Annotated in this window: 21 protein-coding genes and 1 pseudogene; 10 read left to right on the top strand and 12 right to left on the bottom strand. The window is 37.3% G+C overall.

Features of this window, described 5'->3' with window-relative positions; genetic code table 11:
- Nucleotides 1-3: 3 nt before the first annotated feature.
- From BS85_RS0100095 to ppsA, 6 genes are all read right to left on the bottom strand, one after another.
- Nucleotides 4-1077 carry an LptF/LptG family permease gene (locus BS85_RS0100095; protein WP_026942994.1) on the bottom strand — a complete coding sequence of 358 codons (1074 nt, stop codon included), beginning with the start codon at nucleotides 1075-1077 and terminating at the stop codon, nucleotides 4-6.
- Nucleotides 1074-1709, bottom strand: a complete 636-nt coding sequence (gene pth, locus BS85_RS0100100; RefSeq protein ID WP_026942995.1) for an aminoacyl-tRNA hydrolase — start codon at nucleotides 1707-1709, stop codon at nucleotides 1074-1076. Before pth ends, BS85_RS0100095 begins: the two co-directional genes overlap by 4 nt.
- A gap of 15 nt (nucleotides 1710-1724) precedes the next feature.
- Nucleotides 1725-2261 carry a 50S ribosomal protein L25/general stress protein Ctc gene (locus BS85_RS0100105; protein WP_026942996.1) on the bottom strand — a complete coding sequence of 179 codons (537 nt, stop codon included), beginning with the start codon at nucleotides 2259-2261 and terminating at the stop codon, nucleotides 1725-1727.
- A gap of 70 nt (nucleotides 2262-2331) precedes the next feature.
- On the bottom strand, nucleotides 2332-3333 hold the full coding sequence (locus tag BS85_RS0100110) for a transaldolase (RefSeq protein WP_026942997.1): 1002 nt from the start codon (nucleotides 3331-3333) through the stop codon (nucleotides 2332-2334).
- A gap of 9 nt (nucleotides 3334-3342) precedes the next feature.
- Nucleotides 3343-3966 carry a phosphoserine phosphatase SerB gene (serB, locus tag BS85_RS0100115; protein WP_026942998.1) on the bottom strand — a complete coding sequence of 208 codons (624 nt, stop codon included), beginning with the start codon at nucleotides 3964-3966 and terminating at the stop codon, nucleotides 3343-3345.
- A 138-nt stretch (nucleotides 3967-4104) separates the two neighbouring features.
- Nucleotides 4105-6528 (bottom strand): pyruvate, water dikinase, encoded by a 2424-nt coding sequence (ppsA, locus tag BS85_RS0100120; RefSeq protein ID WP_026942999.1) that lies wholly within the window; start codon nucleotides 6526-6528, stop codon nucleotides 4105-4107.
- 153 nt (nucleotides 6529-6681) lie between these two features.
- Here ppsA and purL point away from each other — a divergent pair, with 153 nt between their 5' ends.
- From purL to BS85_RS0100165, 10 genes are all read left to right on the top strand, one after another.
- Nucleotides 6682-8892 (top strand): phosphoribosylformylglycinamidine synthase subunit PurL, encoded by a 2211-nt coding sequence (purL, locus tag BS85_RS0100125; protein WP_026943000.1) that lies wholly within the window; start codon nucleotides 6682-6684, stop codon nucleotides 8890-8892.
- Nucleotides 8893-9187: 295 nt separating this feature from the next.
- Entirely contained in the window at nucleotides 9188-9757 is a 570-nt protein-coding gene (locus tag BS85_RS0100130) for a hypothetical protein (protein ID WP_245596244.1), read from the top strand.
- 103 nt (nucleotides 9758-9860) lie between these two features.
- Complete coding sequence (locus BS85_RS0100135; protein ID WP_026943002.1) at nucleotides 9861-11033, top strand: pyridoxal phosphate-dependent aminotransferase; 1173 nt, start codon at nucleotides 9861-9863, stop codon at nucleotides 11031-11033.
- A gap of 75 nt (nucleotides 11034-11108) precedes the next feature.
- Complete coding sequence (locus BS85_RS11145; protein ID WP_156937987.1) at nucleotides 11109-11249, top strand: hypothetical protein; 141 nt, start codon at nucleotides 11109-11111, stop codon at nucleotides 11247-11249.
- A gap of 121 nt (nucleotides 11250-11370) precedes the next feature.
- On the top strand, nucleotides 11371-12201 hold the full coding sequence (locus BS85_RS0100140; RefSeq protein WP_026943003.1) for a cysteine ABC transporter substrate-binding protein: 831 nt from the start codon (nucleotides 11371-11373) through the stop codon (nucleotides 12199-12201).
- A gap of 147 nt (nucleotides 12202-12348) precedes the next feature.
- A complete protein-coding gene (gene dnaE / locus BS85_RS0100145; protein WP_026943004.1) occupies nucleotides 12349-15837 on the top strand; it encodes a DNA polymerase III subunit alpha in 3489 nt (1162 codons plus the stop codon).
- Nucleotides 15825-16196: an SUI1 family translation initiation factor gene (locus tag BS85_RS0100150; RefSeq protein ID WP_026943005.1), complete on the top strand. Its 372-nt coding sequence runs from the start codon at nucleotides 15825-15827 to the stop codon at nucleotides 16194-16196. The genes dnaE and BS85_RS0100150 overlap by 13 nt, the downstream gene beginning before the upstream one ends.
- Nucleotides 16197-16210: 14 nt before the next feature.
- Nucleotides 16211-16969 (top strand): pseudouridine synthase, encoded by a 759-nt coding sequence (locus BS85_RS0100155; protein ID WP_026943006.1) that lies wholly within the window; start codon nucleotides 16211-16213, stop codon nucleotides 16967-16969.
- 477 nt (nucleotides 16970-17446) lie between these two features.
- Nucleotides 17447-18139, top strand: coding sequence for a hypothetical protein (locus BS85_RS0100160; protein WP_156937988.1), 693 nt, complete (start codon nucleotides 17447-17449; stop codon nucleotides 18137-18139).
- Nucleotides 18123-18734, top strand: coding sequence for a hypothetical protein (locus BS85_RS0100165; protein ID WP_156937989.1), 612 nt, complete (start codon nucleotides 18123-18125; stop codon nucleotides 18732-18734). Before BS85_RS0100160 ends, BS85_RS0100165 begins: the two co-directional genes overlap by 17 nt.
- A 217-nt stretch (nucleotides 18735-18951) precedes the next feature.
- Here the strand turns inward: BS85_RS0100165 and BS85_RS09935 are convergent.
- The 6 genes and pseudogenes from BS85_RS09935 to BS85_RS10765 all read right to left on the bottom strand — a co-directional run.
- Nucleotides 18952-19839: pseudogene (locus BS85_RS09935) on the bottom strand (Eco57I restriction-modification methylase domain-containing protein); the annotation flags it as partial.
- A 66-nt stretch (nucleotides 19840-19905) separates the two neighbouring features.
- Nucleotides 19906-20535 (bottom strand): hypothetical protein, encoded by a 630-nt coding sequence (locus BS85_RS0100180; RefSeq protein WP_026943009.1) that lies wholly within the window; start codon nucleotides 20533-20535, stop codon nucleotides 19906-19908.
- Nucleotides 20536-20538: 3 nt separating this feature from the next.
- Complete coding sequence (gene guaA / locus BS85_RS12130; protein ID WP_342665504.1) at nucleotides 20539-24666, bottom strand: glutamine-hydrolyzing GMP synthase; 4128 nt, start codon at nucleotides 24664-24666, stop codon at nucleotides 20539-20541.
- A gap of 346 nt (nucleotides 24667-25012) precedes the next feature.
- Nucleotides 25013-25474, bottom strand: coding sequence for a phage virion morphogenesis protein (locus BS85_RS0100190; RefSeq protein ID WP_026943010.1), 462 nt, complete (start codon nucleotides 25472-25474; stop codon nucleotides 25013-25015).
- A gap of 61 nt (nucleotides 25475-25535) precedes the next feature.
- On the bottom strand, nucleotides 25536-25724 hold the full coding sequence (locus tag BS85_RS0100195; protein ID WP_026943011.1) for a hypothetical protein: 189 nt from the start codon (nucleotides 25722-25724) through the stop codon (nucleotides 25536-25538).
- Nucleotides 25721-26599 carry a phage head morphogenesis protein gene (locus BS85_RS10765; protein ID WP_026943012.1) on the bottom strand — a complete coding sequence of 293 codons (879 nt, stop codon included), beginning with the start codon at nucleotides 26597-26599 and terminating at the stop codon, nucleotides 25721-25723. The genes BS85_RS0100195 and BS85_RS10765 overlap by 4 nt, the downstream gene beginning before the upstream one ends.
- Nucleotides 26600-26611: the final 12 nt, after the last annotated feature.

Genomic DNA, 26611 nt, shown 5'->3' on the forward strand with positions numbered 1-26611 from the left:
AAATTAATGCTTTTGCATTCTTGATAATGTCCAAAAACTTACCAAAAATAATATTGAAATGGGTATCAAAATGCTAAATTCAGGCTGTAAAAAGCCGCTAATGGATAATCTTGAAAAACTAAAAAATATCCCCCACATCGTCAATACCACCAAAATCATACCCATTGTAACCAAGCCTAAATTAGCATAACGATTGGAGTTTGGAGTAAAATCAGCAAGACAAATCATTATCAAAGGAGCAAAAAGCGGAAAAAATATTAAATTATAAAGCAAACTACGAATTTTTTGTGTATTGATTCCCTGCTCTTTTAAAAGTGAAATTGCCTCATAAGCGTCCATAATAGAGATACTCCCCTTTTTTTCGTAGATATTTTCTAAAATTTTTGGCTTAAATCCAGACAAGGTTACATAGGTTTCTCTTTTTTGAATATCTAAAGGGTTTTGTCCAATTTGCAGATGATGATCAAAATTTGTAATCACAACATTTTGTAATTCCCATTCCTCTCCATTAAAAATAGCTTTTCGGGATTCTACAATGCGCAAAATGGAATGATTATCCGCATTAAATTCAAACACATAAACCCCCTCTGCATTTTGCAATAATGGAAAAATTTTTTCAAAATAGATATATGTATTATTGTATTTTACGAATAAATCATTTTTAAAATTCCCCAAAAAACCCTCATCAATGATCAAATCCACCCTCTCTTTTGCATAGGCAAAAGGAGTTGCATTTAACACAATAAAAATAAAACTCATCAAAAAACTAAGAGCAAAAATCGGTAAAAAGATTTTAAATTTTGAATAACCAAGAGCTAAAAACGCAGTCCATTGTGAGCTTTTAAGCAGAACGATGACAAGCACAATTTGTGCTAAAATCAATGAAAGAGGTAAAATAAACTGACTAGCATACATAAAGTCATAAATCAATAAAAGAATAATGAGGTTTGCAGAATTAGGCAAATCATCTAAATATTTTACCAAATCAATAACAACAAAAAAACATTCTAGCGAAACAAATAAAATACAAAAATATTTCAAATATAAAAGTCCAATATAACGAAAAAATAAACTCATTTGGTTTCTTTAAAACGCGATTTTATAAAATCTTTGTCCAAATTTTGAATTGGAGATTCATTTTGCAATTTTGGTACCAAAGTAAAAATGCTAGAAACTTTATTGGCTAATTCTTTGGAGGATTCTAACTTTGCAATCTCTAAAGCTGCCTTAGCACAATGCGCAATCAATGTTTGGTTTTGTTCTTCCTCTAAAGCACTAAAGTCTTGCAAAACCCAATTTATCACTTGTGCTTTAATAGCGGGTTTTCCGATTCCATAGCGGATTCTATAATACGCATTGCCACACAAAGAATCAATGGATTTTAAGCCATTGTGTCCGCCATTCCCTCCACCAAATTTAAATTTCACCGCTCCAAAAGGCAAATCTAGCTCATCGTGAATCACTAAAAAATCTGCGATTTTATAAAAATTCAGCACACTTTGCACAGATTCTCCCGATAAATTCATAAAAGTAGAGGGTTTTAAAAGTAGAAGCGTGGAGCTTTTATAAAGCTCCCCTTGGAAGTTTTTGCTACTTTGCTTCATAGCACCTAGCGTTTGGATTAAGGAATCCACAACCTTAAACCCGATATTGTGGCGGTTGTTTTGGTATTCTTTTCCCGGATTCCCTAAGCCTACAATCAAAAACATTCAATCAAAAACATTTTAGCGAGATTTAATCACACCAACGATTGCAACATCATCACGTTCTACGATTTTTACTCCATCAAATGCTGGTAAATCCCGCACAAGCACAACATCACCTACATCTAAATCACTCACATTGATTTCATAGTCTTTGGGTAAATTTTCTGGTGCAGATTTTACTTTAATGCGTTTTTTGGACATCATTAAAACACCTTTATTTTTAAGCCCCTTTGGTGTCCCAATCGTGCGCACTTTTACAGAATATTTTGCCACCACACCTTGTTGCGCTAACATCAAATCTACGTGGATAATTTCACTTGTAACAGGATCTTTTTGGTATTCTTGAATCACCACAGGATATTTTTGTGCGCCAACTTCTACTTCAAAGATTAAATCTGTTTTTTTCTTAACTTCTCTAATGAAGTCGTTGCGTTTAAACGCACAATGGATATTCTCTTTGCCTTTTCCATAGATATTGGCAATTAGATAACCATTTTTTCTTAAAGTCTTTGCGTCAGACTTAGAAATACTCTCTCTAATTATTCCACTTAACATAAGCTATCCTTAAAAATTAAAATAAAAGTCGCTATTATAGCACTTTTTGCAAAAAATATGTTTAATCTTTCTATAAACTTTCTAAAATTTTGGAAAATGCGACTTTAAAATCCTCCAACCCTTGCTCTAAAAGCTCCTTGCTGACTGCATTTAAATCCACTCCTGCTTCTTTAACACTTGCAAAAAACTCCTCTAGCTCCTCTAGGCTTGGCAAATAAGCTTCCTCTATGTTTTCTAGTTCCACAAACGCATTTAAAGCCGTGAGCGGTGCCGTATTGATTGCATAAGGGTGATAGAGTTCTTTAATGTAATAGGCAGGTTCTAATTCATTGCCCTTGACGCCTGTGCTTGCAAATAAAATGCGCACTGCTGGGAGCGTGTAAGAGTTTAAAACTTGGTAAAGATATTGTGCATTTTTGATTCCCAATGTTGCAGCAGGGATTCCGTGTTCTTTCAAGATGGAATCACATTTGCGGTCAAAACGCGAAACAAATACGCTCACAACCGCTCTTGGATAGTCTTTAATGTCTTTCTTGCTTGTTTGCTTAAACTTTTCATAGCCTTTTTTAAAGGATTCCATACAACCCACTACTTGTTCTTTATTGAAAACTAAAGTTGCATTCACAGAGATTCCGTGCGCAATCAACTCCTCCATTGCGCTAAAACCTGCCTTTGTAGCTGGAATCTTAATCATCACATTGGGATAGCCAATATCGTTAAACAAGCGGATTCCCTCTTCAATTGTTGCCTTTGCGTCCTCGCACAAATTAGGATCTACTTCAATGCTGATGTAGCCATTGTTAGGATTTGCATCATAAAGGGGTTTAAGAAGCTCTGCTGCGCGTTGAATGTCTGTTTTGGCTAGTGATTCATAAATTTCTTTTGCGCTTTTGCCCTTTAAAGAATCTTTTTGCTCTTGATAACTTTCGCCCAAAAAGGCTTGTTGAAAAATAGATGGGTTGCTTGTCGCGCCTTCTATTAAATCTCCCTCAATCATCTTAACAAAATCATTTTCAAGGAAATCCCTTTCTATAAAATCACACCAAAGCGAAAGTGAAGTATTTTCTTGCATATCCTCTCCTTAGTCAAGATATTTTTCTACTAACATTAAATTTTTTTCATCAATGACGATATTTGCAGCCTCTCTTAAAATAGGTTTTGCGCAAAATGCAACTTTCTTACTTGCATATTTAAACATTGAAATATCGTTTGCGCCATCCCCAATGACTATTGTGGTTTCATAGGTTGCATTCAATAGAGATTGGAGCTTTTCAAGCATACGCCCTTTGGAATATGCAAACATCATCTCACCGCCTACTTCACCTGTTAAGATTCCATTTTTATGGTGCAAAGTATTGCTAAAATACATATCATAACCCAATACTTTTTGTCCAGCACTCACTCCCTCATCAAAACCACCACTAAAGACTATTACTTTATAGTTGCGTTTTTTTAACCCGGTAATTAATTCTTGCGCTCCGGGATTGTAGTTGAAATGGTTACACACTTCATAAACTTTCTCTAAAGGCATACCTTTTAGAGTTTCCACGCGTTTTTGTAGGCTGTGATAAAATTCTAATTTACCCGCCATTGCTTCTTTGGTGATTTGACTTACCTTTTCTGCGCTACCATTGGCATCTGCTAATAAATTAATTGTTTCTCCGTCCATTAAAGTGGAATCAAAATCAAACACTGCGAGTTTCAAAAAAATCCTTAAAATTTTAAAAAATATTAAAAAATTATACAATGATAAAATATAAAAGTATTTCAAACAAAAAATTTAATTTATTTTTTTATATTTTTTAAAGCCAAGCAGAGTAAAAACTCTGCTTTAATTAGCTTTTTAAGAAATTCCGAGTTTCTTTTCAAATTGAACGATTCTATCCCAAGTTTCAATCATAGAATCTGGATTCAAAGAAATAGAAGTAATGCCATTTTCTACCAAAAATTCTGCAATTTCTGGATAATCACTTGGGGCTTGTCCGCAGATTCCACAATATTTATTATGCTTTTTGCACGCCTCAATAGCCATTTTAAACATTTTAAGCAACGCAGGATTGCGTTCATCTCCTACATGGCTAACAAGCTCCCCGTCCCTATCAATTCCTAGCGTCAATTGCGTTAAGTCATTAGAACCAATGGAGAATCCATCAAAGAGTTGTAAAAATTCATCAGCCAAAATGACATTCACAGGCAATTCACACATTACATAAATTTCTAAGCCATTTTCGCCTTGCACCAATCCATTTTTACGCATAATATCTAACACTCTGCGTCCCTCTTCGGGTGTTCTTAAGAATGGAATCATAATTTTCATATTAGAAAATCCCATTTCATTTCTAGCCATAGCAAGTGCCTCGCATTCCCATTCAAAGGCTTGGCGGTATTGCTCGGAATAATAACGACTTGCCCCACGATAGCCAATCATTGGATTCTCTTCGTGTGGCTCGTAATCCTTGCCACCCACCATTCGGCAATATTCATTGGATTTAAAATCGCTTGTGCGCACAATCACCGGCTTAGGATAGAATGCAGAGGCAATCATTCCCACGCCCTCTGCGATTTTTTTAACAAAAAAGTCTTTGGGGTTTGCGTATCCAGACATAATCTCTTTCACGCCCTCTACACCATCAAACTCCTTGTTGCCATTGTGTAAATCAATGAGTGCTAAAGGGTGTGCCTTAATGTAATTATTAATAATAAATTCCATTCTAGCAAGCCCCACGCCATTGTTTGGAATCATAGAGAATGCAAAGGCTTTCTCGGGATTCCCAATATTCATATAGATTTTAGTTTTTGGCTGCTCTAGTGTATTTAAATCAATCTTTTCTATCTCATATTCATAAATACCATCATAGACAAAACCATCTTCGCCCTCCGCACAAGAAACGGTAACCTCCATTCCTGTTTCTAGCTTCTCTGTTGCACCCACTGCACCGACAATCGCAGGCACACCAATTTCACGCGCAACAATCGCGGCGTGACAAGTGCGCCCTCCCCGATTCGTAATCACAGCCGCAGCCTTTTTCATTGCAGGTTCCCAATCAGGGTCTGTGTTATCTGTAACAAGAATCTCCCCTTGTTTCAATTCTCCCATATTGGAGATATTATCAATCACGCGGATTTTCCCACTACCGATTTTTCCACCCACTGCCTTTCCGATAAGTAGAATCTCTTTTTCTTCTTTATCTTTAAAGAAATATTTTTCAAGCGTGTTGCTTTGTTTTTTCATCTTTTGACTCTGCACGGTTTCAGGACGCGCTTGGACGATGAAAATTTCTCCGCTATTGCCATCTTTTGCCCATTCCATATCCATTGGGCGATACTCCCCTGCTTCTTTGGAATAATGCCTTTCAATCAAGATTGCATAACGCGCTAAGGTTAAGATTTCATCATCTTCTAGTGAAAAGCTTTTAAGTTCCTCTTCGGTTGTTTCAATGTTTTTTGTTGGGTGTTTTGCGCCCGGAGCTGCATACACCATTTTAATGTTTTTAAATCCTAACTGACGCTTCAAGATAGGACGTTTTCCCAACTCCAAAGAGGGTTTAAAGACATAAAATTCATCAGGATTCACCGTTCCGCCCACAACATTTTCTCCAAGCCCCCAGCTAGAAGTGATAAAAACCGCATCTTTAAAGCCCGTTTCTGTGTCAATACTAAACATTACACCAGAACTTCCTTTATCAGAGCGCACCATTTTTTGCACACCCACAGAGAGTGCTACTTTAAAGTGATCAAATCCTCTTGAAGCACGATAACTTACCGCTCTATCAGTAAAGAGAGAAGCAAAGCAAGATTTCACATAGTGAATCAACTCGGTTTGCCCTTGCACACTCAAATAAGTATCTTGTTGCCCTGCAAAACTCGCATCGGGTAAATCCTCCGCTGTTGCAGAACTCCTAACGGCAACATCGGCTTCCTCCATTTTATATTCTGCGCTCAAGATTTTATACGCCTCTAAAATCTCCTCACGCAAATCATTAGGCAAGGGAGTGCCAAAAATCATATCACGGATTTTTTTGGAGCGCACATTCAATACATCAATTTCTGTTACATCAATCCCGTCAAGCAATTCTTTGATTTTCTCTCTAATTCCTGCGCTATCTAGCAAATACCAATATGCCTCACTTGTGATTGCAAACCCATTGGGAACTTTAATCCCCATTGGCACAAGCTCTTGAAACATCTCTCCAATACTTGCGTTCTTTCCCCCAACAATCGGGACATCTTTGTTGTTTAACTCTTTGAAAAACTTGATGTATTTCATCTTAAATTTCTCCTTGAAATAATTGTTTTATAAAATAAAACGCATATATTCTACTTAATTTAACTTTATTGCAATCTTAGTTTATCTATACTTTATGCGTCATTTGATAAACTTTCATTGATTTTGTAAATTTTACACACTAAGGTAAGAAAAATGGAGAACTTGCAAAAAGTCTTAGCACAGCATAAACTCACACAGGAGGATTATAATGCAATCCTAAAGATTCTAAATAGAGAACCAAACCTTGTAGAACTCGGTATTTTTTCGGCAATGTGGAGTGAGCATTGTAGCTATAAATCTAGTAAAATCTATCTTAATGGATTCCCCACCCGTGCGCCTTGGGTGATTCAAGGACCGGGAGAAAATGCCGGAATCATTGATATTGGCGGAGGTTATGGTGCGGTGTTTAAAATGGAATCGCACAATCACCCAAGCTTCATTGAGCCTTACGCGGGTGCGGCAACGGGCGTGGGCGGTATTATGCGCGATATTTTTACAATGGGTGCAAGGGTTGTTGCAAGTCTTAATTCTATCCGCTTTGGCGATATTACCAAAAAGGATTCCATAGGCGCAAAGCACCGCTATTTATTGCGTGGTGTTGTTGCGGGAATTGGTGGTTATGGAAATTGTATGGGTGTGCCAACGCTTGGGGGTGAAATGAGTTTTGAGCCAAGTTATGAGGGCAATATTTTAGTCAATGCGTTTTCGCTTGGAATCGTAAAGAGTGATGAAATTTTTTATGGCAAGGCAGAGGGAATTGGGAATCCTGTGATTTATGTCGGCTCTAAAACAGGACGCGATGGCTTGGGTGGCGCGGTAATGAGTAGTGATTCCTTTAATGAAGATTCCAAATCCTTGCGTCCAACGGTGCAAGTGGGAGATCCTTTTACAGAAAAACTACTTTTAGAAGCTTGTTTGGAACTCTTTAAACAAGATTTAATTGTTGGAATCCAAGATATGGGTGCGGCAGGACTTACAAGCTCTAGCTTTGAAATGGCAGGGCGCAGCGGAAGTGGTATGGTAATGCACCTAGATCAAGTGCCAATGCGCGAGAGTGGAATGACGCCCTATGAGTTAATGCTAAGTGAAAGTCAAGAGAGAATGCTCATTTGTGCAAAAAAAGGCTGTGAGGCAAAAATCATAGAAATTTTCAAAAAATGGGAGCTAGACTGCGCAATCATTGGGGAAGTTACTAATAGCGGTAAAATGGAATTGTTTTGGCATAAGCAAAAATGCGCCGAGATTCCTATTGCGCCTCTAAGCGAAAAAGCACCAATCCTTAAGCGTCCCGTGAGCGAGAATCCAACCTATTTGGATTCCATTGCTTTCTTAGAGAAAGAAAAATTAGAATCGCAAAATGTGCAGGAAGTCTTTGAAACACTGCTTAATACGCCTGAAATCTGTGATAAGGCTTGGGTTTATACACAATACGATTCTAGTGTGCAAACCAACACAATCATTCCTAGCGGTGCAGGAGGGGCGAGTGTAATGCGTGTCAAGGAAAATGGCAAGGGCTTAGGAATGAGTGTCGCTTGTCCAAGTCGCCTATGCTATCTTAACCCAAAAGAAGGCGCAAAACAAGCAGTGGCAAAAGTCGGACGCGATATTGCTTTGCGTGGCGGACGCCCCCTTGCGATTACAGATTGTTTGAACTTTGGAAGCCCAGAGAATCCGGAGGTAATGTGGCAATTCAAGGAATCTTGCGAGGGAATTAAAGAGGCTTGTAAAGCCTTAAATACCCCTGTGGTAAGCGGAAATGTGAGTTTATATAATCAAACCAATGGCAAGGATATTTATCCCACACCAAGTATTGCGGGGGTGGGTGTGCTAGATAATATAAACAATGTTTTGCAATCGCATTTTAAAGAAGCGGGATTAGAAGTGTATCGCCTAGCCTCTAAGGATTCTAAACCAAAATTTGGGGCAAGTTTGGTGGCAAAATATTTGGGCAATTCCTTTAAAAGTGAGGTGTCGGCGATTCATTTGCAAGACGAGCTTTTTTTATGGAGTGTGCTTAATGCAGCAAATGAACGCGGAATCCTCAAGGGGGCAGTGGATATTTATCAAGGCGGTTTAGCAATGGCACTCACAAAGGCTTGTGTGCGTGGAAATGTCGGTGTTAAGAGTGTGGAAAATTTGGATTTTACAATGCTTTTTGGGGAAGCACCCACACAAATTTTGGTGGCTTTAGAATCGCAAAATGTAAGTGCGCTAGAGGCTTTGCTTGAAAATTCTAATTTGAGTTTAACAAAAGTCGCCACACTCGGTGGAGATTCCATTCAGATTGGTGCAGTTTCAATGTCCCTAAAAGAAGCAAAAGCAACCTTTTATCAAAGATTTGATGCAATAATGGAATCCATTTAATTGGATTGTTTTAAGCTTTCCACCTTGTCATTGCGAGAATGCGTGGTATTCGTGGCAACCTATTAATAACGCACTTCAGAAAAGCGAGGCAATGGAATCGTAAAGGCAAGATTTTGGATTACAGATTTGCAAGTGTGGGTGTATGTTGCGTTAGTAACTTACCCAAACTTGCATAAATTCTTGCGGATTGTGTGCCACAAAAATTTTTCAAATTTTCTCACAATGACGAGGTGGTAGGCTTTTGTCATTGCGATACTTCGTAAGAAGTCGTGGCAATCTACAATGCTGAACTTGCTTGAGGAATTTTCGCCTTGTCATTGCAAACGCTAGAGAAGCAATCTATAATTTTAAAAACAAACCAAATGCAAAGGCTGAAATTAAAATTAAAATGCTAAAGAATAAAAAATACACTTTTTGGAAACATTGCTGCAAATTGGCGTTATTTGTATTATTTAGCACACATTGTGCTTTTGCAATGGATTTTGATTCCTTTTATGCGCAAGTGCATAAGCAGACGCTAGAGCGCAATTTCGTGCGCTTTCGTCATAGGATTGTTGTAAGTCGTGAGGGTTATCATTTGCTTACCCTAAAAGAAAAAGAGGTTCTAAACCAAATACACGCTCTCGTGCTTGTGTTTAGCAAGATTGATTGGTTTATTTATTTTAATGAGCAAAGCGGAGTTGGAATCGCAACCACCACCAACTCGCCTTTACTAGATGCAAGAGCGGTATTTGGAAGCTATTTGCAATTTGATATTCGCTATTATGAGACTTTACGCGATATTGGAATTGGCGGAGACATCAAGGCAATGTGTGTTTTGCCCTACTTTGATAAATGTATTTTGCTAGGATATGAGATGTTCTAAGACTTTTAAAAAGATAATAATTTTAGCTTTTATAAAATTTTTAATAAATTAAGATTATTATTACATTTCAATCTACCCAAACCTTAGAAAGAAGGAACTTACTATGCAGGCACATTATGCAAGCAGAATCACTGCTTTATCTGAATCCATTACCATTGCAATTAGCACATTAGCAAGAGAACTTAAGGCACAAGGCAAAGATATTTTATCTTTTTCGGCTGGAGAGCCAGATTTTGACACACCACAAGTTGTTAAAAACGCAGCAATTCAGGCAATCAATGAGGGTTTTACTAAATATACTGCTGTTGCTGGAATCCCTGAACTCTTAAGTGCGATTAGCGAAAAGCTTAAACGCGATAATCATTTGGAATACTCTACAAAGGAGATTATCGTAAGCGCGGGTGCTAAACATTCTCTTTTTAATGCCTTCCAAGCCCTTATTGATAAAGACGATGAAGTCATTATCCCTAGCCCTTATTGGGTAACCTATCCCGAACTTGTTACTTTTAGTAATGGTAAGAATGTTTTTATTCAAACCACGCAAGAAAATCATTTTAAAATTACTAAAGAGCAGCTTAAAGCAGCCATTACTCCAAAAACTAAAATGCTAGTGCTGACAACACCTTCTAATCCCACAGGAATGGTTTATTCTAAAGCTGAATTAGAAGATATTGCAGAAGTGCTAAAAGGAACAAATATTTGGGTTTTAAGCGATGAAATTTATGAAAAACTCGTGTATGAAGGCACTTTTGTCTCTCCTGCAAGTATTAGTGCGGATATGCTTGAACGCACAATTACAATTAATGGCTTAAGCAAAGCTGTTGCTATGACGGGTTGGCGTATGGGATACTTAGCGGCAAAAGACCAAAAATTATGCAAACTCATCAATGGATTCCAAAGTCAGTCGTTTTCAAATATTAATTCTATCACGCAAAAAGCTGCAATTGTTGGACTAAATGGCAGTGCAGATAAAGATATAGAAACAATGCGCCTAGCTTTCAAAGAAAGACGGGATTTTGCGTGTGAGAAACTCAACGCAATCAAGGGATTAAAGGTAAGCAAACCCGATGGTGCATTTTATCTTTTTGTGCATTGCGCAGATGTTTCTAAAGATTCAATGCAGTTTTGCAAAGATTTGTTAGAAAAAGTAGGTGTTGCCGTGATTCCGGGAATTGGTTTTGGAATGGATGGATATTTCCGATTCTCTTTCGCGACAGATTTAAATAGCATTGAAAAAGGGATTCAAAGACTCAAAGAATACTGCGAGAAAATTTAAACTTGCTTTTTATGCGATAAGTATGAGATTCATCATCATTGTGAGCAGATTTTCAAACTTGCGGAGCAATCTATAATGCGAAATTTAACCTTTAAGATTCCATTATGGAGGTTTGCTTTATGTCAAGTTGTGGATAACCACGAATCAATCAATTCTCACAATGACAATGGTAAGCTTTTTATTCTTGCAATAGAGTTTTACTTTTTAGAGTTGTAGCTTAAAACACGAAAACTTAAAAACGATAGATAGATTGAAAATTAAAATATGGTTACATTTTTTAAGGTTTTATTGCTAAAATTACGCGCATTTTTGCAAAATAATTTTTAAGGAAAAATCAATGAAGCAATTGTTTTTGAAACTATTTTTAGCTTTTGTGTTTGGGGCATTGCTCGTAGGATGCGGAAATAGCGCAAATACAGAAAAAGCAAGTAATGGCTTGGAATCCATCAAGCAAAAGGGTGTAATTACCATCGGAGTTTTCAGCGATAAGCCACCTTTTGGATTTATTAATGATAAGGGAGAGAATGATGGATTTGATGTTGTTATCTCTCGCCAAATTACAAAAGATTTATTGGGAGATGAGAGCAAAGTTAAATTTGAATTAGTGGAAGCAGCAAGTCGTGTAGAATTTCTAAAAAGCGGTAAAGTAGATGTGATAATGGCGAACTTCACACAGACAAAAGAACGCGCTGAAGTCGTTGATTTTGCTACTCCTTATATGAAAGTTGCGCTTGGAGTTGTATCTAAAAATGGAGAGATTCAAAGCATAGACGATTTAAAAGGTAAAAAATTAATCCTCAACAAAGGCACAACTGCAGACTTTTATTTTACAAAAAATCACCCAGAGATTGAGCTTTTGAAATACGACCAAAACACAGAGGCTTTCTTAGCTCTTAAAGACGGAAGGGGTGCAGCTTTAGCACACGACAATCTACTTGTTTTTGCTTGGGCAAAAGAAAATCCAGAGTTTAAAGTTGGAATCGGAAAACTAGGCGAAGAAGATGTCATTGCACCCGCAGTTAAAAAGGGAGATAAGGAGTTATTGGAGTGGCTAAATTCGGAGATAAAAACATTAAATGAAAATGGTTTTATGAAAGAAGCCTACAATCAAACGCTTGCTCCTATTTATGGAGAAAATCAAATGGAATCCGTGCTTTTAGCAAAATAAAAACTTCTTTTTTGCAAGAATCATTTAAGATTCTTGCAAGATTCTTCAAAGCTAAATTTTTACAATCCACACCAAAGTTAATGGCTTTATTAGTAATTGTAAGTTAGAATCGCAATTTTATTGCAATCATTACAAATAAGGTAGCCCATGAGTCAAACACCAAAATTTACACATTTGCATTTACATACCGAATATTCTTTGCTTGATGGCTTGAATAAGGTCAAAACATTGGCAAAAAAAATCAAAGAATATGGAATGGATAGCGTGGCGATTACCGACCACGGAAATATGTTTGGCGCAATAGAGTTTTATAAGGCAATGAAAGCAGAGGGAATCAAGCCTATTTTGGGTATGGAAGCCTATTTGCATAATGCAGAGGATATTAGCGAAAAAAACAATCAGCGATTCCACCTTTGCTTGTATGCAAAAAACTTGGAGGGTTATAAGAATCTGATGTATCTAAGCTCCCAAGCTTGTTTATATGGATTCTATATGAAGCCGCGCATTAGCAAGAAAATGTTAGCAGAGCATAGTGCGGGGTTAATTTGCAGTAGCGCGTGTCTTAATGGCGAAGTGCAATGGCATTTAAATATGAAAAATGACAATAAAGGACGCAAGGGTTATGAGAGGGCAAAAGAAGTTGCGTTGGAATATAAGGAGATTTTTGGAGAGGATTTTTATTTGGAGCTTATGCGACACGGAATTGAGGAGCAACAACGTATAGACAACCAACTCTTAAAATTATCCCTTGAAACAGGCATTAAAATCATCGCAACCAATGACACACACTACACTTACCAAAGTGATTCTACCGCACAAGAAGTTGCTTTTTATATAGGATTTGGAAAAGACTTTAATGACCCCAATCGCCTCCACCATACCGTGCAGGAATTTTATATCAAAACACCCGCGCAAATGGCAGAACTCTATGCGGACTTACCCGAAGCCTTAGCAAATACGCAAGAAATTGCCGATAAATGCGATTTGGAATTGCATTTAGGAGACCCCACGCCACCGAGTTTTAAATTTACAAAAGAATATGCAGAATCCGAAGGACTAACTTTTACACAAGATAGTGAATACTTCACCTACAAGTGCCGCGAAGGCTTGAAAAAACGGCTTTTAAATGTGGAGGAAAGTCGTCATCAAGAATATAAGGAACGATTGGAACGCGAGATTGAAATTATCAATAAAATGAAATTTCCGGGCTATATGCTAATTGTTTGGGATTTTGTGCGTGCAGCAAAGGAACGCGGAATCCCGGTAGGTCCCGGTCGTGGAAGTGCGGCGGGAAGCTTGGTTGCTTTTTGTTTGGAGATTACCAATATTGATCCTATGAAATATGATTTACTCTTTGAGCGATTCTTGAATCCTGAACGCGTGAGTATGCCCGATATTGATATGGACTTTTGCCAAAGTCGGCGCGGGGAGATTTTGGATTATGTAACCGAAAAATACGGACGCCATAATGTTGCGCAAGTCATTACCTTTGGTATGATGAAAGCAAAGGCGGTGATTCGCGATGTGGCGCGTGTAATGGGTATGCCTTATAATGACGCAGATTCTTTTGCGAAACTAATCCCCAAAGAGCTAGAAATTACCTTAGAGGACGCATATAACAAAGAGCCAAAAATCGCTGAACTCCTTGCAAAAGACCCACTTGCTAAGCAAGTATGGGAGTTTGCGTTGATTTTAGAGGGGACAAAGCGGAATCCCGGCACACACGCAGCGGCAGTCGTGATTGACTCCGAGCAGGAATTATGGAACAAAGCCCCGCTTTACTATTCCCAACGCGATGGAATCATCACAACACAATATTCTATGAAATTTCTTGAGGATGTGGATTTAATCAAGTTTGACTTTTTGGGGCTTAACACACTCACGCTCATTGATGACGCGCTAAAACTCATTGAGAATCGCCATAAAATCGCCATTGATTTTTCAAACATTGATGTAAATGATAAAAAAGTCTATGAAACCTTGCAAAGTGGCGATACGCTTGGAGTTTTTCAAATAGAATCTAAGATGTTTCAAGGAATGAATCAGCGAATGCGTCCAAGCACTTTTGAGGATATTATCGCCCTTATTGCGCTTGGACGCCCGGGACCTTTGGAATCGGGAATGGTAGATGATTTTATTAACCGCAAACACGGCAAAGCACCCATTGTATATATGTTTCCAGAGTTAGAGCCTATTTTGCGCCCTACTTATGGCACGATTGTTTATCAAGAACAGGTAATGCAAATTGTGCAAAGAATCGGGGGATTCTCACTTGGTGGAGCGGACTTAATCCGCCGTGCTATGGGGAAAAAAGACGCACAGATTATGGCAGATAATAAAAGCAAATTTGCCGATGGTGCGGTAGCGCAAGGTTTTGATAGGGCAAAGGCGGAGGAATTATGGGAGTTAATCGTAAAGTTTGCTGGATATGGATTCAATAAATCCCACTCTGCAGCCTATGCGATGATAACCTTTCAAACCGCGTATTTAAAGACTTATTACCCCAAAGAGTTTATGGCAGCCTTGCTAACGAGCGTAAAAAACAACACGGATAAAATTGTAGAATACATTGAGGAAGCTAAGCAAATGGGGATTCAAGTGCTTCCGCCAAATATTCAAAAATCAGAATTAGAATTTAGCGTTGCGGAAGTGAATAATGAAAGTTGCATTCTCTTTGGGCTTGGAGCGATTAAGGGCGCGGGAGAAGTGGCAATTAATATCGCCTTAGAGGAACGCAACAATAATGGGGAATTTAAGGATTTAGAGGATTTCTTAAAGCGCATTGACCCACAAAAAGTGAATAAAAAATCCCTAGAATCCTTTATAAAAAGCGGCGCAATGGATTGCTTTGGCTATACGCGCAAAACCCTATTGGAGCAAGTGGAAGATTTAACAGAAGCAGCAAAACTCTCACAAACTGCGCAAAAAGAGGCGGTGGGATCACTCTTTGGCGATGACGAGGAGCTTACGCGTGTGCAACTGCATTTAAAAAATTTAGGAGAATATAGTCAAAAAGAAGTGTTGGAATTCGAAAAAGAAAGTTTGGGATTCTACGCCTCTGGACACCCGCTTGATGCGTATAAAGAGGAGTTTAAATCCATTCAACACACACCCACAAACCAAATCAAGGATATTGCAGAAAATAGTCGCATTCTCATTGTGGGCAAGATTGAGGATATTATCAAAAAATTCTCCAAAAGTGGCAAACCCTATGGAATCTTAAAGATACAAGATTTGTATGGAAGCGTGGAACTAACGATTTTTGAGCAATCCTTAAAACAGCTTGAAACAATGGACAAGGAAAAGCCCATCGCGATTAAATGCCTTGTGCAAGAGCAAGATGAGACAAAAAAATTAAAAGCGGAAAAAATTTTAGAGCTAGGAGAGGCTAAAAAGGAAAAGGTGGATTTTGTGATTCAAAAAGCAGACACAAACGAGCCTCTAACGCTTGTGCTAGACATTCACACCAATGCAGAGGTTGTGCGACTTTTGAAAGAAGCAGCCTTGAGACATCAAGGCAAACGGGAGCTTAGGATTCTATTTAGAACGCAAACGCAGGAGCTAGAAATGATAAGTTCTTTGCAGGTGCATAGCGATATTAAAGGGGAATTGAACCAATTACAATGGCAAAATTAAGCGATTTACAAGCTTTAATGGAAGCGAAATTTACTGACAATGTGGATACAATCTGCAAAAAATGTGGGGAATTGCAAAGTGCCTGCGTTTGCGCTACTTTGCACACCATAAAGGAGCGTGATTCTTATTTTTTGGGTATTAATGAGGAAAAGGCAAGTGGCAAGGATATTACAAAATGTGGAATCTTTTTTGAAAGCAAAACAGCAATGCAAGAGATTCTAAAAGAGACAAAGAAGAAACTCTCTTGTGGAGGTAGTTTAGAACAAAGCGCAGAGGGGTTTTGGCTCATTTTGCAAGGGCGACATAAAGAAGCGTTAAAGACACTTTTAAAGGCGCGAAAATTTAAATTTAAAAAATAATGTAAGAAGTGAAAATGCGACTCAATCAATACATAGCACACCATTCAAAATATTCAAGACGCGAGGCGGATAAGCTCATCGCAGAGGGAAAGGTTAGTATCCATAAAGAAGTGATTTTAGATTTTTCTTATCAAGTGGATAGCAAAACAAAAGTTTATCTTAATGGCAAACCCCTAAGGGAGCAGGAGCAATACTCCGTGATTGCGTATCATAAGCCAAAGGGCGAGATTGTCAGCAAAAAGGACGATAGAGGGCGGCGTGTGATTTATGATTCTTTGCCTAAGAAATTCGCGCATTTTATGCCTGTAGGGCGGCTGGATTTTGCAAGTGAGGGATTGCTACTGCTTAGTGATAGTGCTAAAGTCGTGCGCACCCTTATGGAGAGCGGGCTAGAACGTGTGTATTTAATTAAGCTTTCAGGAATGATCAAGGATTGCGTGTTTGACGCAATGGAATCTGGGCTAAGCTTGGAGGACGCTAGTGCGGGAGGGCATAGTAAAAGCAAGATTAAGGCAATGGATTTTGCGCCCTTTGCGGGTTATACTTGCATTAAAAACACACCTAAATATTCCAAAATTAAAGTCATTATCACAGAGGGCAAAAACCGAGAATTGCGCCGATTCTTTGCACATTTTGGTTTAGAGGTGTTGGATTTGAAGCGCATTGCGTATGGGTTTGTGCATTTAAATAATCTACCTTGCCAAAAGGTAAGATTTTTAGAACGTGGAGAGTACAATAAGCTTCACGCATTGCTACAAGATTTGTCATTATAATTCGTAAAAATTTATATCTCTCTCGTTTTGTCTGCTCCAATGTATTTTTTCTTTGAAATATTTTTGCATTTCTTCATTATCAAAAACTTTATCAAATTTTGCTTTGATTTCATTATTTAAACTATCATTATTTTTTTAACGAGTCTATTTGTCTTATTTTAGTTTTTAAGCAAGAGGTTTTGGGGGTAAATATGAAGTTTGCAACAAAAGGAGGGTCAATATAGACTAAATCTACACTATTTTTAAAAGTCTTTTCATTGTTAAAATCTTTATTTTGCAAGAGATTTTGCATAGCATTGAGGTTATTTGTTAAAAATAAGTATTTTTTTTTGATTGTAATTCCCTTGCAATTCTCTGCGTAATGGGAGCTTTAGAAAATCTTGTGATAAAATCTAAAAGCAATCATGATACAATCACACATAAAAATTCATTTTACCAAGTGAGGAAAAAATCTTTATGCAAAGAACTGTAAATCTTTTGGAAATTTGCAATCTTTTTAAAGAAGAAGAATTACTATCGGACAAACATATTAAAGAATTTCTACAAATTCAAAATGTTAAAAAACACGAGATTCAAAGTTTATGTCTTTTATGTCAAGAGTTTAAAAAATTCAAAAATGAAAATTTTAATGTTTTTGCGAGCTATTACATTAACTACACTATTCCACAAATTGGAAAAGAATTTGATTTAGTTAGATTTGAAAAGAATAAAATTATTAATATTGAGTTAAAATTTGAGGAGATTGCAACCGATAAAATTCTTAAACAACTTCAGTGTAATTATCACTATTTTTCTCCTCTTAACAAAGAGATTCATTGTTATACCTTTGTGGCCACCCAAAAGAAACTCTATAAATATTTCAAGGGAGAACTTAAAGAAATTGAAACACCTAACTTACTCCAAGAACTTAGAGAGTTTGAAAATGAACAAAGACATCCAGATACTTTATTTGCCCCAATTAATTATTTAATCTCTCCTTTTAACAATACACAATCATTTATTGATGAACAATATTTTTTAACCAACTATCAAGAACAAATCTGTAAGGAGATATTAGAAAAGATTTATCAAAAAAGTCATTATATATTTTCAATATCTGGTCAAGCTGGAACAGGAAAAACTCTGCTAACATATCACATTGCAAAAAAAATTAATGCAACAAGGCTATAAAGTTGTAATTGTGCATTGTGCAAGTCTTAATGAAGGAATATATAAACTTAGAGATTTGAAGTGGAATATTTACCCAATCAAAGATTTTAATCATATTAAACAAATTCAAGCCGATATTATTATTGTTGATGAATCTCAAAGAATAAGCGTTAAACAGCTAGAAGAAATACTGCAAGTAAGAGAAAATGGAATATTAATTTTTTCTCACGATGTTCATCAAAGACTTAACAGAACTAATGAAGCAAAGGAAGTAACGCAGACGATTCAAGAAGCTGCAAAAGAAACTGATTATAAATTAAATAATAAAATTAGACACAATAAAGAAATTGCTTATTTCATTAAAAAAATATTTAATCCAAAAAATAAAGAATCTCAAGATTCAAAACCAAAGGAATTCAAGAATATATCCTTATACTACGCAAATAACTTACAAGATACGCAAGAATATGTTAATTTTTTAATTAAAGAAAAATGGAAATATATTTATCTCTCCACTAGTTTGCATACACAAGAAAAATTAAGCCAGGTTAAATTTTCTTCAGACACAAGCTCTCATCAAGCTATTGGACAAGAATGGGATAATATTGTTAAATAATTACTGAAGATTTCTACTATACAGAAGAAGGTAGATTAAGCTATAAAGCTAGAGCTTATTATAATCCCTTAGAAACACTATTTCAAGCCCTAACAAGAGTAAGAAAACAACTTAAGTTGATTATTATTAATCCCGATATTTATAAAAAGTGTATAGAAATTCTATCTGAAAGCTAACTTAATTTTACTTAATAAAGTTTGAAAGTGATACTACTATGCTACACGCAGTTAATGCCCTCTACTTCGTTGATGATTCTATTGTTTGCAAATTCTAAAAAACTAGAATCTAGCACTGCATTTTCTAAGCTTCGTTGTGAAAACAAAAATCGCCCGTCGCACACAAATCCAAGTTCCTCCCAATCCACATTATTAAGCCTCTCACATAATATCCCCAATCTTATAGAATCCACCTTAAATTTTGGAAAAACTGCTAAAACAGAACCATCATAAACATTGCAAGGATGTAAGAAAAAAGGCTTTTTGTTTCGTGTTTTAGTATTAACATAGATTCTAGGATTCTCACTTTTATAATAGTCTCTACCCCATTCCCACCAATTTAATTCATTAAATTTTTTAATCCTCCTCCTCAAGAGCTGTTCTTTAAAATTTTGCAAATATGCACAATCTTTGCCATAAATTCCATAAATCATTTTTCTCGTTTTGCCACTTTTAGCACTTTGTGAGCAAACAAAATCCATATTACCCCATTTTTCATTCGCAAAGATAGAATCTGCTCCACTCACTGCTCCAACTTTGACAAAAAATAAATCTTTAAAAGGAATCGTGTAGGCTTTTTTAGTAAAAAGTAGCTGTCCATTGATACAAGAAAACTCCCTTAAACACTGCGTCTTACGCGTAAAATTATCCTTTTCAAACCTCCAAATCGCACAATTTGGCTGGGCTTTATCAAAAATCTTTTTATCGCCCAAATCAATAAAATGCGTGATGCTGCCTCGATAAAACAAAAACTCGTTTAAACTCACACTTGAGGTTAATTTTAAAAAATCTCTTGGGGTAATAAAAATCAACTCTCCTCCCTCTTTCAAGTGCAAAATACACTTATAAATGAAAAAAAGATAGAGATTTGAGCGAGAATCAAAAAGCTTGGAATAAGGGCTAACATATCGCTTACAATATGTGGTGGGGTAAAAACCTGTCCAAGATTTACTACATTAAGATTCATAAAAATATGTCCTAAAATGCAAATAAGCATCAGCCCGAAGCTTTAAAGATTCCTCAAAAGTTCCAAGTAAAAAGGCTTTTGCATTTCCAAAATCTCTATTAATAAGTTGGCGATTATTATCCCACTTAGCTTGAAAGGGGAGATTATTACCATTTGGCAAAATAGATTCTAAACTTTTTAACGAAGTAACAAACACATCACTAGGGTTATCTTTATTTATAATTAAAAAATAATAATCTTTACTATTTGGTTCTAGGTTCTCACTTAAAGTTTTAAAATATATTTCCCAGCTTACACTATTATCAAAAGGCGGAATTTTACCTGTTAAAGCATAATAAATTCCAAGTTTGCAATTGAGATTATCAGTTGTTTTTGTCGTGCTAACTTTAATATTTACAGGACAAAATACATTATTTTCATAAAAGCTAAAATCCACCCAATCACGTATCTTTGGGTGTTTTATTGTAAATTTTGATTCTAAAAGTTTCAAGATTTCATCTTCATTAAAAGCTAAATTTATCCGCCCATCACAACTTTGATTGCTTAGTTGTGGATTTTGTTTTTTAAGAAAATCTACAATGTTACTTAATAGATTGGGTAATGTAGTTTTTTCACTCATTCCCTACTCCCACTCAATCGTGCCTGGGGGTTTAGAAGTTATATCATACACTACGCGGTTAATGCCCTCTACTTCGTTGATAATGCGATTACTCACAGATTCTAAAAAATCGTGGGGCAAATGCGCAAAAGTCGCTGTCATTCCATCAATTGCCTCCACCGCACGCACACAAATTGTATTATCATAGGTGCGATTATCGCCCATTACCCCCACGCTCCGCACATTGAGTAACACACAAAACGCCTGCCACACTTTATCATAATAGCCTTGCTTGTGCAGTTCCTCTATAAAAATAGAATCCGCCTCGCGCAACAAATTTAAACCTCTTTTATTCACCTCTCCCATAATGCGTATGGCAAGCCCGGGTCCCGGGAATGGATGGCGCATTAGCATAGATTCGGGCATTCCAAGTTCTCTACCTAACGCCCTCACTTCATCTTTAAAAAGCTCCCGCAAAGGCTCAATGAGTTCAAATCTCATCCACTCCGGCAACCCACCGACATTATGGTGGCTTTTTATCGTCTTAGAGGGACCTTTGACACTCACAGATTCTATTACATCAGGATAAAGCGTGCCTTGTGCTAGGAATTTTATCTCGCCTTTGGTATTATGCTTTTTTGCCTCTTGTTCAAAGACTTCAATAAAAGTCTCACCGATGATTTTACGCTTTTTCTCTGGCTCAATCACACCTTTAAGGCGGCTTAAAAACAACGCACTAGCGTCTGCAGTGATTAGTGGCACTTTGAGATTCTCTCTAAACATTTTCTCCACTGCCTCTCTCTCACCTTTACGCAAAAGCCCGGTATCTACAAACACAGGAATAAGGTCGTCCCCAATGGCACGATAAAGCAACGCAGCGACAACGCTAGAATCTACCCCTCCACTCACCGCACACAAAACCTTAGAAGGCGTTGGCTTTTTGGTGCTTTTAGCGGATTGTTCGCTCGGTGCTTGGTCATTACCCTCAAGGTAACTCCCTCGTGTCGCACCTTCACAACTCTTAAAATCCCTCAAAGATACTGCCAAACCTGAATCTGCACTAGATTCTAAATGACTTTGCATCTTAGTATCGCTAGATTCTGTATGTTGAGAATCCACAATTCTAGTATTTGCAGTGTGGCTGTGTAAGTTTTTTGGATTTTTTGTAAGGTTAGCGGACTTGGCGTCCGTGCCTTGCGAAAAATCCAAAACCTTATCGCATTGCATACCCAAAGACGAATTGCGCCTAAAGCACGAGGTAAGGTGGTCATTCACCATTCCAATAGCCTGCATAAACGCATATATAGTCGTAGTGCCGACAAACTTAAACCCACGCTTTTTCAAATCTTTAGCGATTGTATCCGAAAGCGGTGTGGAAGCAGGTAAATCTGCTATGCTCTTAAAATTATTCATAATCGGCTTACCTCCCACAAAGCCCCAAATATACTTATCAAAGCTTCCAAACTCCCTTTGCACAGCCATAAACGCCTTAGCATTGATAATCACGGCTTCTATTTTGGCACGATTGCGGATAATCCCCTCATTTTGCATTAAAGATTCTATTTTACTTTCATTATAAGCGGCAATTTTTTGGTAATCAAAGTCATCAAATGCTACCCTAAAACTCTCGCGCTTTTTAAGAATCGTAATCCAAGAAAGCCCCGCTTGAAAGCCCTCCAAAATCAAAAACTCAAAGAGTTTTTTATCCTCGTGGAGTGGCACTCCCCACTCACAATCGTGGTAGTTTTCATACAATTTACGCGCCACCTCGTCCTTATCGGTAGCCCAAGGGCAACGCACCTTTTCACGCACACCCTCATTTGAATCTTGCATCTCAAACCCTAAAGACTTTTGCAAACTCTCACTCGAAATTTTTAGAGGGATAAGCTCGGGTGAAAATTCCCCAGCACTCCTAGCAGGAATAGGTTTCTCTCCTGTTTTTGTAAATCCTAAAGCTTGATAGAATCCTAAAGCCCACTCTAAACTTGCTACCTTTATCACTTCATATTTGCCTAAATATCGCGTAAATGCTTCTTTGAGTAGTGCTTTGCCTATACCTTTTTTAAAGGCTTTTGGAGCGACAAAAAGCAATATAATTTCATTTTTTTCTACTGCAATAAAGCCTAGCCATTCCCCATTTTTTTGCGCTATAAGTAGATTGTTGGATTTTAAAACATCCTCCCGTATCTCTTCTCTCATACCCGCAATTTCATCTTCGCTTAAATCTTTGTGGGTGGCTCTTGCGCCCTGCTCCCAAATTTCAATAAGCTTTTCTATGCTTTGCACTTTGCCAATATGCTTAAAGGCTTCCTGAATCTGCATAAAGATCATAGGGCTTTCACAATGCGCCTTGTCCCCATAGACAATATGGCGCAATTTTGCAATCTCATTTTGTGCAAAATTCCGCATATTCCAGCTTGTATCCGCCCCGCAAATCCCTACTGCAAAGTTTTGCAACATCTGCCCTCCGCATTCGCTATGCACAACTTCAGGGTGAAACTGCAACGCATAAATCTTGCGCTTAAAATCTGCAATCGCGCAATAATGTGTATTTCCAGACTTTGCAAGTTCTTTAAATCCTTGTGGGATAGATTCTACCTTATCCGCGTGGCTCATCCATACGATAGAATCTTGCTTCACATTTTTAAAGAGTGTGTTTGCTCCAAGCCCTTGCGTATTCGTGCTATTCTCTAATCCCTGCCATACTTTTTTGTCAAGTTTAAAAACAAAATGATTGATTTTTTTGCCCTTGTAAGACTTAAGATATTCCCCCACTTTTTGCATACTAAGCTTTTTTGCGACTTTAAGAGAGCTTAGATTATCTTCTTTAATAAGGCAATACACCTCCTCTAATCCTAAAGTTTCAAAACCATATTTTGCGCATATTCTAGCCGCTTCGCTTCCATAGCCTTTGCCCCAAAAATCGCGGTGTAAAAGATAGCCGATTTCTACAACTTCTTGAGTTTTGCCCTTTAGACTTATCTCTGTATGGTTTAGCCCCGCATTGCCGATAATCTTACCACTTTGCTTCTCCACAATCGCCCAGATTCCAAAGCCACATTGCTGATAATGCGCTAATTGCTTCTCTAGCCATTCTTGACTTTCTTTCTTGCTAAAGCCATTCCCCCACGCATACATCGTCTTTTTGTCGCTTAGGATTCTATGCAGTGCCGCAAAATCCGCCTGTGTATAAGGACGCAAAAAGACACGCTCACTCTCACACACAAAAGCATTTGCCGCAGAATCGCTAGTTTCTCTTTCAAGTGCTTTTTTTAATGTTGCCTTGTCTATTTTTAAATGCACAATGGGGAAGTTTCGCCCTGCAGAATCTTTTTTGCTCATTCCTATTTTTTCAAAGCCCAAAGATTCATAAAATGCCAAACCTTGCGTATTTTGCTCATTACAATCTACTAAAATGTCAGGATAATCTTTCAAGTATCGCTCCAATGCTTCTTTGAGCAATGCTTTGCCCACACCTTTTCTAAAAGATTTTGAAGCAACAAAAAGCATTTCAATCTTATTGTCTTCCACGCCAATAAAGCCCAAAAAATCCTTTTTATCTGTCGCAGTGATGATATTTTGGGAGCTTTTGAGTGCTACTTTGACTTCTGGCTTAATCTCTGCAATGTGCTGCTTAGTTAAAAAAGTGTGGCTTACTCGCACAGAATCTTCCCATAAATCAAGCAAGGCTGTTAGCATTTGAGGAAACTTGCTTTGACTAAAAAGCGTAAAAGAAAGGTTCATCGGCACTTGTGCGCCTTGAAATGTGAGATAAGATGAAACTTTAGAATCTTTATCCGCATAGGATTCCATAATCTCTAGCACCGCCTTGCCAAACTCTTGTGCGTCTGCCTTGATGACGCGCCCTCCAAAATGTTGGGCGATAAGCTGCATACCATAGCAGATTCCTAAGATTGGAATCCCAAGCCTAAAAATTGCACTATCGGGCTTATAGGCGTCTTTTTCATACACACTCGCAGGTCCGCCACTTAGGATAATACCTTTAGGATTCTTTGCCTTAATAGAATCTAGCTTTTCAAAGTAAGGGACAATCTCGGTATAAACTCCATACTCACGCAATCTACGCGCGATAAGCTGTGTGTATTGACTCCCAAAATCTAACACTAAAATTTGGACATTGTTTGCTTGCATAAAGAATCCTTAAAAGTTGTAGAATCGCATTTGTTAATTTTTGGCACAATCTTAGCTAAAAGTTGCTTATAAGTGCTTTTATTTAAGCCTTGTAATTGAGATTCGCAAAATAGTGTTTTGTTTATTATATTTTTTGATAAAATATGCTTTTATTGAGATATAGCAAAGATATTGAAAATCTTGTAGATTTTAAATTTTAAAAAAGAAGCAATTTTTAGAAGTAATGAGATTAAAAAGGATTATCCAATAAAAGGATTTTAGAGATTGTATGGATTTCACTGACATTTTTTGCAATGGAAAAAGTCGGCATAACAGAATCCCAAAAAAGTTCAGAAAGTCACTAAAACTAAGATTTTAACACCTTTTTCAAATAATCCACCACTTCATTTTCTAGTCTCTCCCCTAAATCCTTTGGGATCTCTCCATTGCTTTTAATGGGCATAAAAGGGCGCGCAGGAATGCTTACCTTTTTGCCTCTCCCTGCTTTTCCTCCAAATTGATGAATGGCAGCATAAGATTTATTCGTGCCTACTTGTGCGCTAGAACCTGTAACTTTTTGTGTGAAAGATTGACTTAAAAGTCCGCTTTGAATAAGAATCTTATTGCCTCGCTTCTTTTGTAAGGTTTTAGGTGAGTTAGGTTTCCATTTCTCTCCAAAGGGTGAGGCTTGTTTATCAAAGGATTCCTCTGTAATGTTTTGTAAAGTATTTGCTATTCTCCTTAGAAGCGGTGTTTTATTCTCTAATGCCTTGCTTAGTTTCTCTAGCTTACCTTGTAATTCCTCAATACTAAGGATAATTTCTGCCATAGTTTCTCCTACATAAAGCCATAGTGTTTAGAATCCCTCCCACCACTAAGATTTGCAAAAATCATTCTTTGCCTTTAGTTTTAAGATTCTTTATAGTGTATTGCATTTTAAAATCCTTTGTGGTAGAATCATCTTGCTTAATCCAAAAATAGCCGTCTGCACGGGAGCGTGTTAAGAGATTCGCCATCTCTGAAAGGGTTATGGCTAGAAATCGGCTTCTAGCTATTAGGTTTGGGGTTGGCAACCTCATATTTTTTTACTTCCTTTGCTTAGACTTACTAAAAAAATCTCTTCTTTATTTTGTGTTACTTTGAATACTGCTTTGTAATAACTCCCAAACCTACTAAAATAAACAATATGATTCTCTCCGCTTTCTTTTACCTTATACACATTGGTATCTCTGATTAAAAAAGGTAACAGAGAATAATCTAGCTCTTTCACATTGGTATGATGTGTATGTGTTCTTAATGTCCAACCGCTTAAATAGATTTCTTTTGCTTCTGTTTTAAGTAAGTTTTTAAGTGTTTGTGTGGTTTTAGCAAGAGGAATAAATTTCCTATCTACCTCGCCATTTAAGTTTTCTAGTTTAAGATTCTTAATGGCTTGATAGTTTTTCTTAACTTGTGCAATATCCTCTTTTGTAGCCTGTAAGGATTCCACAAACGCCCTTTTATCAGGATTCTTTTTAAACTTCTCTAGTTTAGATTCTAAAACAGAATCCAAGCTCTCGTCTTTGTTTAATCCTCTCTTATCATAGCTCCAATCCTTACTTGCAATAGGCAATGGAGGTGTTTTTGAAATCTCAAATCCTTGTCTTTCACATTCACTCTTGCTATATGCCCTCACTACACATCTACAATTCCAACCATTTGGGGGATAATTCCTCTCCCAAAAGGGGTCGTTTCTATGGAGTGTGATTCCGTGCATTCTAAGATGAGAGGGACGCGTTAAGCCATCTTGCAAGGCAATATACCTTAAGTAAATCTCCCCTTCTAGTGCATATTGTGCTTTAGCTCTGCCTTGTGCATTTGCCGTGCGCATATTGGTGTTATAGATTCTCTTTAATCGCGTGTTATTGACATTAATGATTTTAATTTCTCCTGTTTTCTCATTGGTAACTTCCACCTTGCCTAACCA

Origin of the sequence: Helicobacter rodentium ATCC 700285 (assembly GCF_000687535.1) — a bacterium.
GTDB lineage: Bacteria > Campylobacterota > Campylobacteria > Campylobacterales > Helicobacteraceae > Helicobacter_D > Helicobacter_D rodentium.

What these genes read in the sequence shown, in the direction of transcription:
- BS85_RS0100195 (WP_026943011.1), bottom strand. Translation starts at nt 25,724, where the DNA reads ATGAGGTTGCCAACCCCAAACCTAATAGCTAGAAGCCGATTTCTAGCC.
- BS85_RS0100155 (WP_026943006.1), top strand. Translation starts at nt 16,211, where the DNA reads ATGCGACTCAATCAATACATAGCACACCATTCAAAATATTCAAGACGC.
- BS85_RS0100135 (WP_026943002.1), top strand. Translation starts at nt 9,861, where the DNA reads ATGCAGGCACATTATGCAAGCAGAATCACTGCTTTATCTGAATCCATT.
- BS85_RS0100110 (WP_026942997.1), bottom strand. Translation starts at nt 3,333, where the DNA reads ATGCAAGAAAATACTTCACTTTCGCTTTGGTGTGATTTTATAGAAAGG.
- BS85_RS0100180 (WP_026943009.1), bottom strand. Translation starts at nt 20,535, where the DNA reads ATGAGTGAAAAAACTACATTACCCAATCTATTAAGTAACATTGTAGAT.
- BS85_RS0100165 (WP_156937989.1), top strand. Translation starts at nt 18,123, where the DNA reads ATGCAACAAGGCTATAAAGTTGTAATTGTGCATTGTGCAAGTCTTAAT.
- BS85_RS11145 (WP_156937987.1), top strand. Translation starts at nt 11,109, where the DNA reads ATGCGAAATTTAACCTTTAAGATTCCATTATGGAGGTTTGCTTTATGT.
- BS85_RS0100105 (WP_026942996.1), bottom strand. Translation starts at nt 2,261, where the DNA reads ATGTTAAGTGGAATAATTAGAGAGAGTATTTCTAAGTCTGACGCAAAG.
- BS85_RS0100140 (WP_026943003.1), top strand. Translation starts at nt 11,371, where the DNA reads ATGAAGCAATTGTTTTTGAAACTATTTTTAGCTTTTGTGTTTGGGGCA.
- BS85_RS0100190 (WP_026943010.1), bottom strand. Translation starts at nt 25,474, where the DNA reads ATGGCAGAAATTATCCTTAGTATTGAGGAATTACAAGGTAAGCTAGAG.
- BS85_RS0100095 (WP_026942994.1), bottom strand. Translation starts at nt 1,077, where the DNA reads ATGAGTTTATTTTTTCGTTATATTGGACTTTTATATTTGAAATATTTT.
- guaA (WP_342665504.1), bottom strand. Translation starts at nt 24,666, where the DNA reads ATGCAAGCAAACAATGTCCAAATTTTAGTGTTAGATTTTGGGAGTCAA.
- dnaE (WP_026943004.1), top strand. Translation starts at nt 12,349, where the DNA reads ATGAGTCAAACACCAAAATTTACACATTTGCATTTACATACCGAATAT.
- BS85_RS0100150 (WP_026943005.1), top strand. Translation starts at nt 15,825, where the DNA reads ATGGCAAAATTAAGCGATTTACAAGCTTTAATGGAAGCGAAATTTACT.
- ppsA (WP_026942999.1), bottom strand. Translation starts at nt 6,528, where the DNA reads ATGAAATACATCAAGTTTTTCAAAGAGTTAAACAACAAAGATGTCCCG.
- pth (WP_026942995.1), bottom strand. Translation starts at nt 1,709, where the DNA reads ATGTTTTTGATTGTAGGCTTAGGGAATCCGGGAAAAGAATACCAAAAC.
- purL (WP_026943000.1), top strand. Translation starts at nt 6,682, where the DNA reads ATGGAGAACTTGCAAAAAGTCTTAGCACAGCATAAACTCACACAGGAG.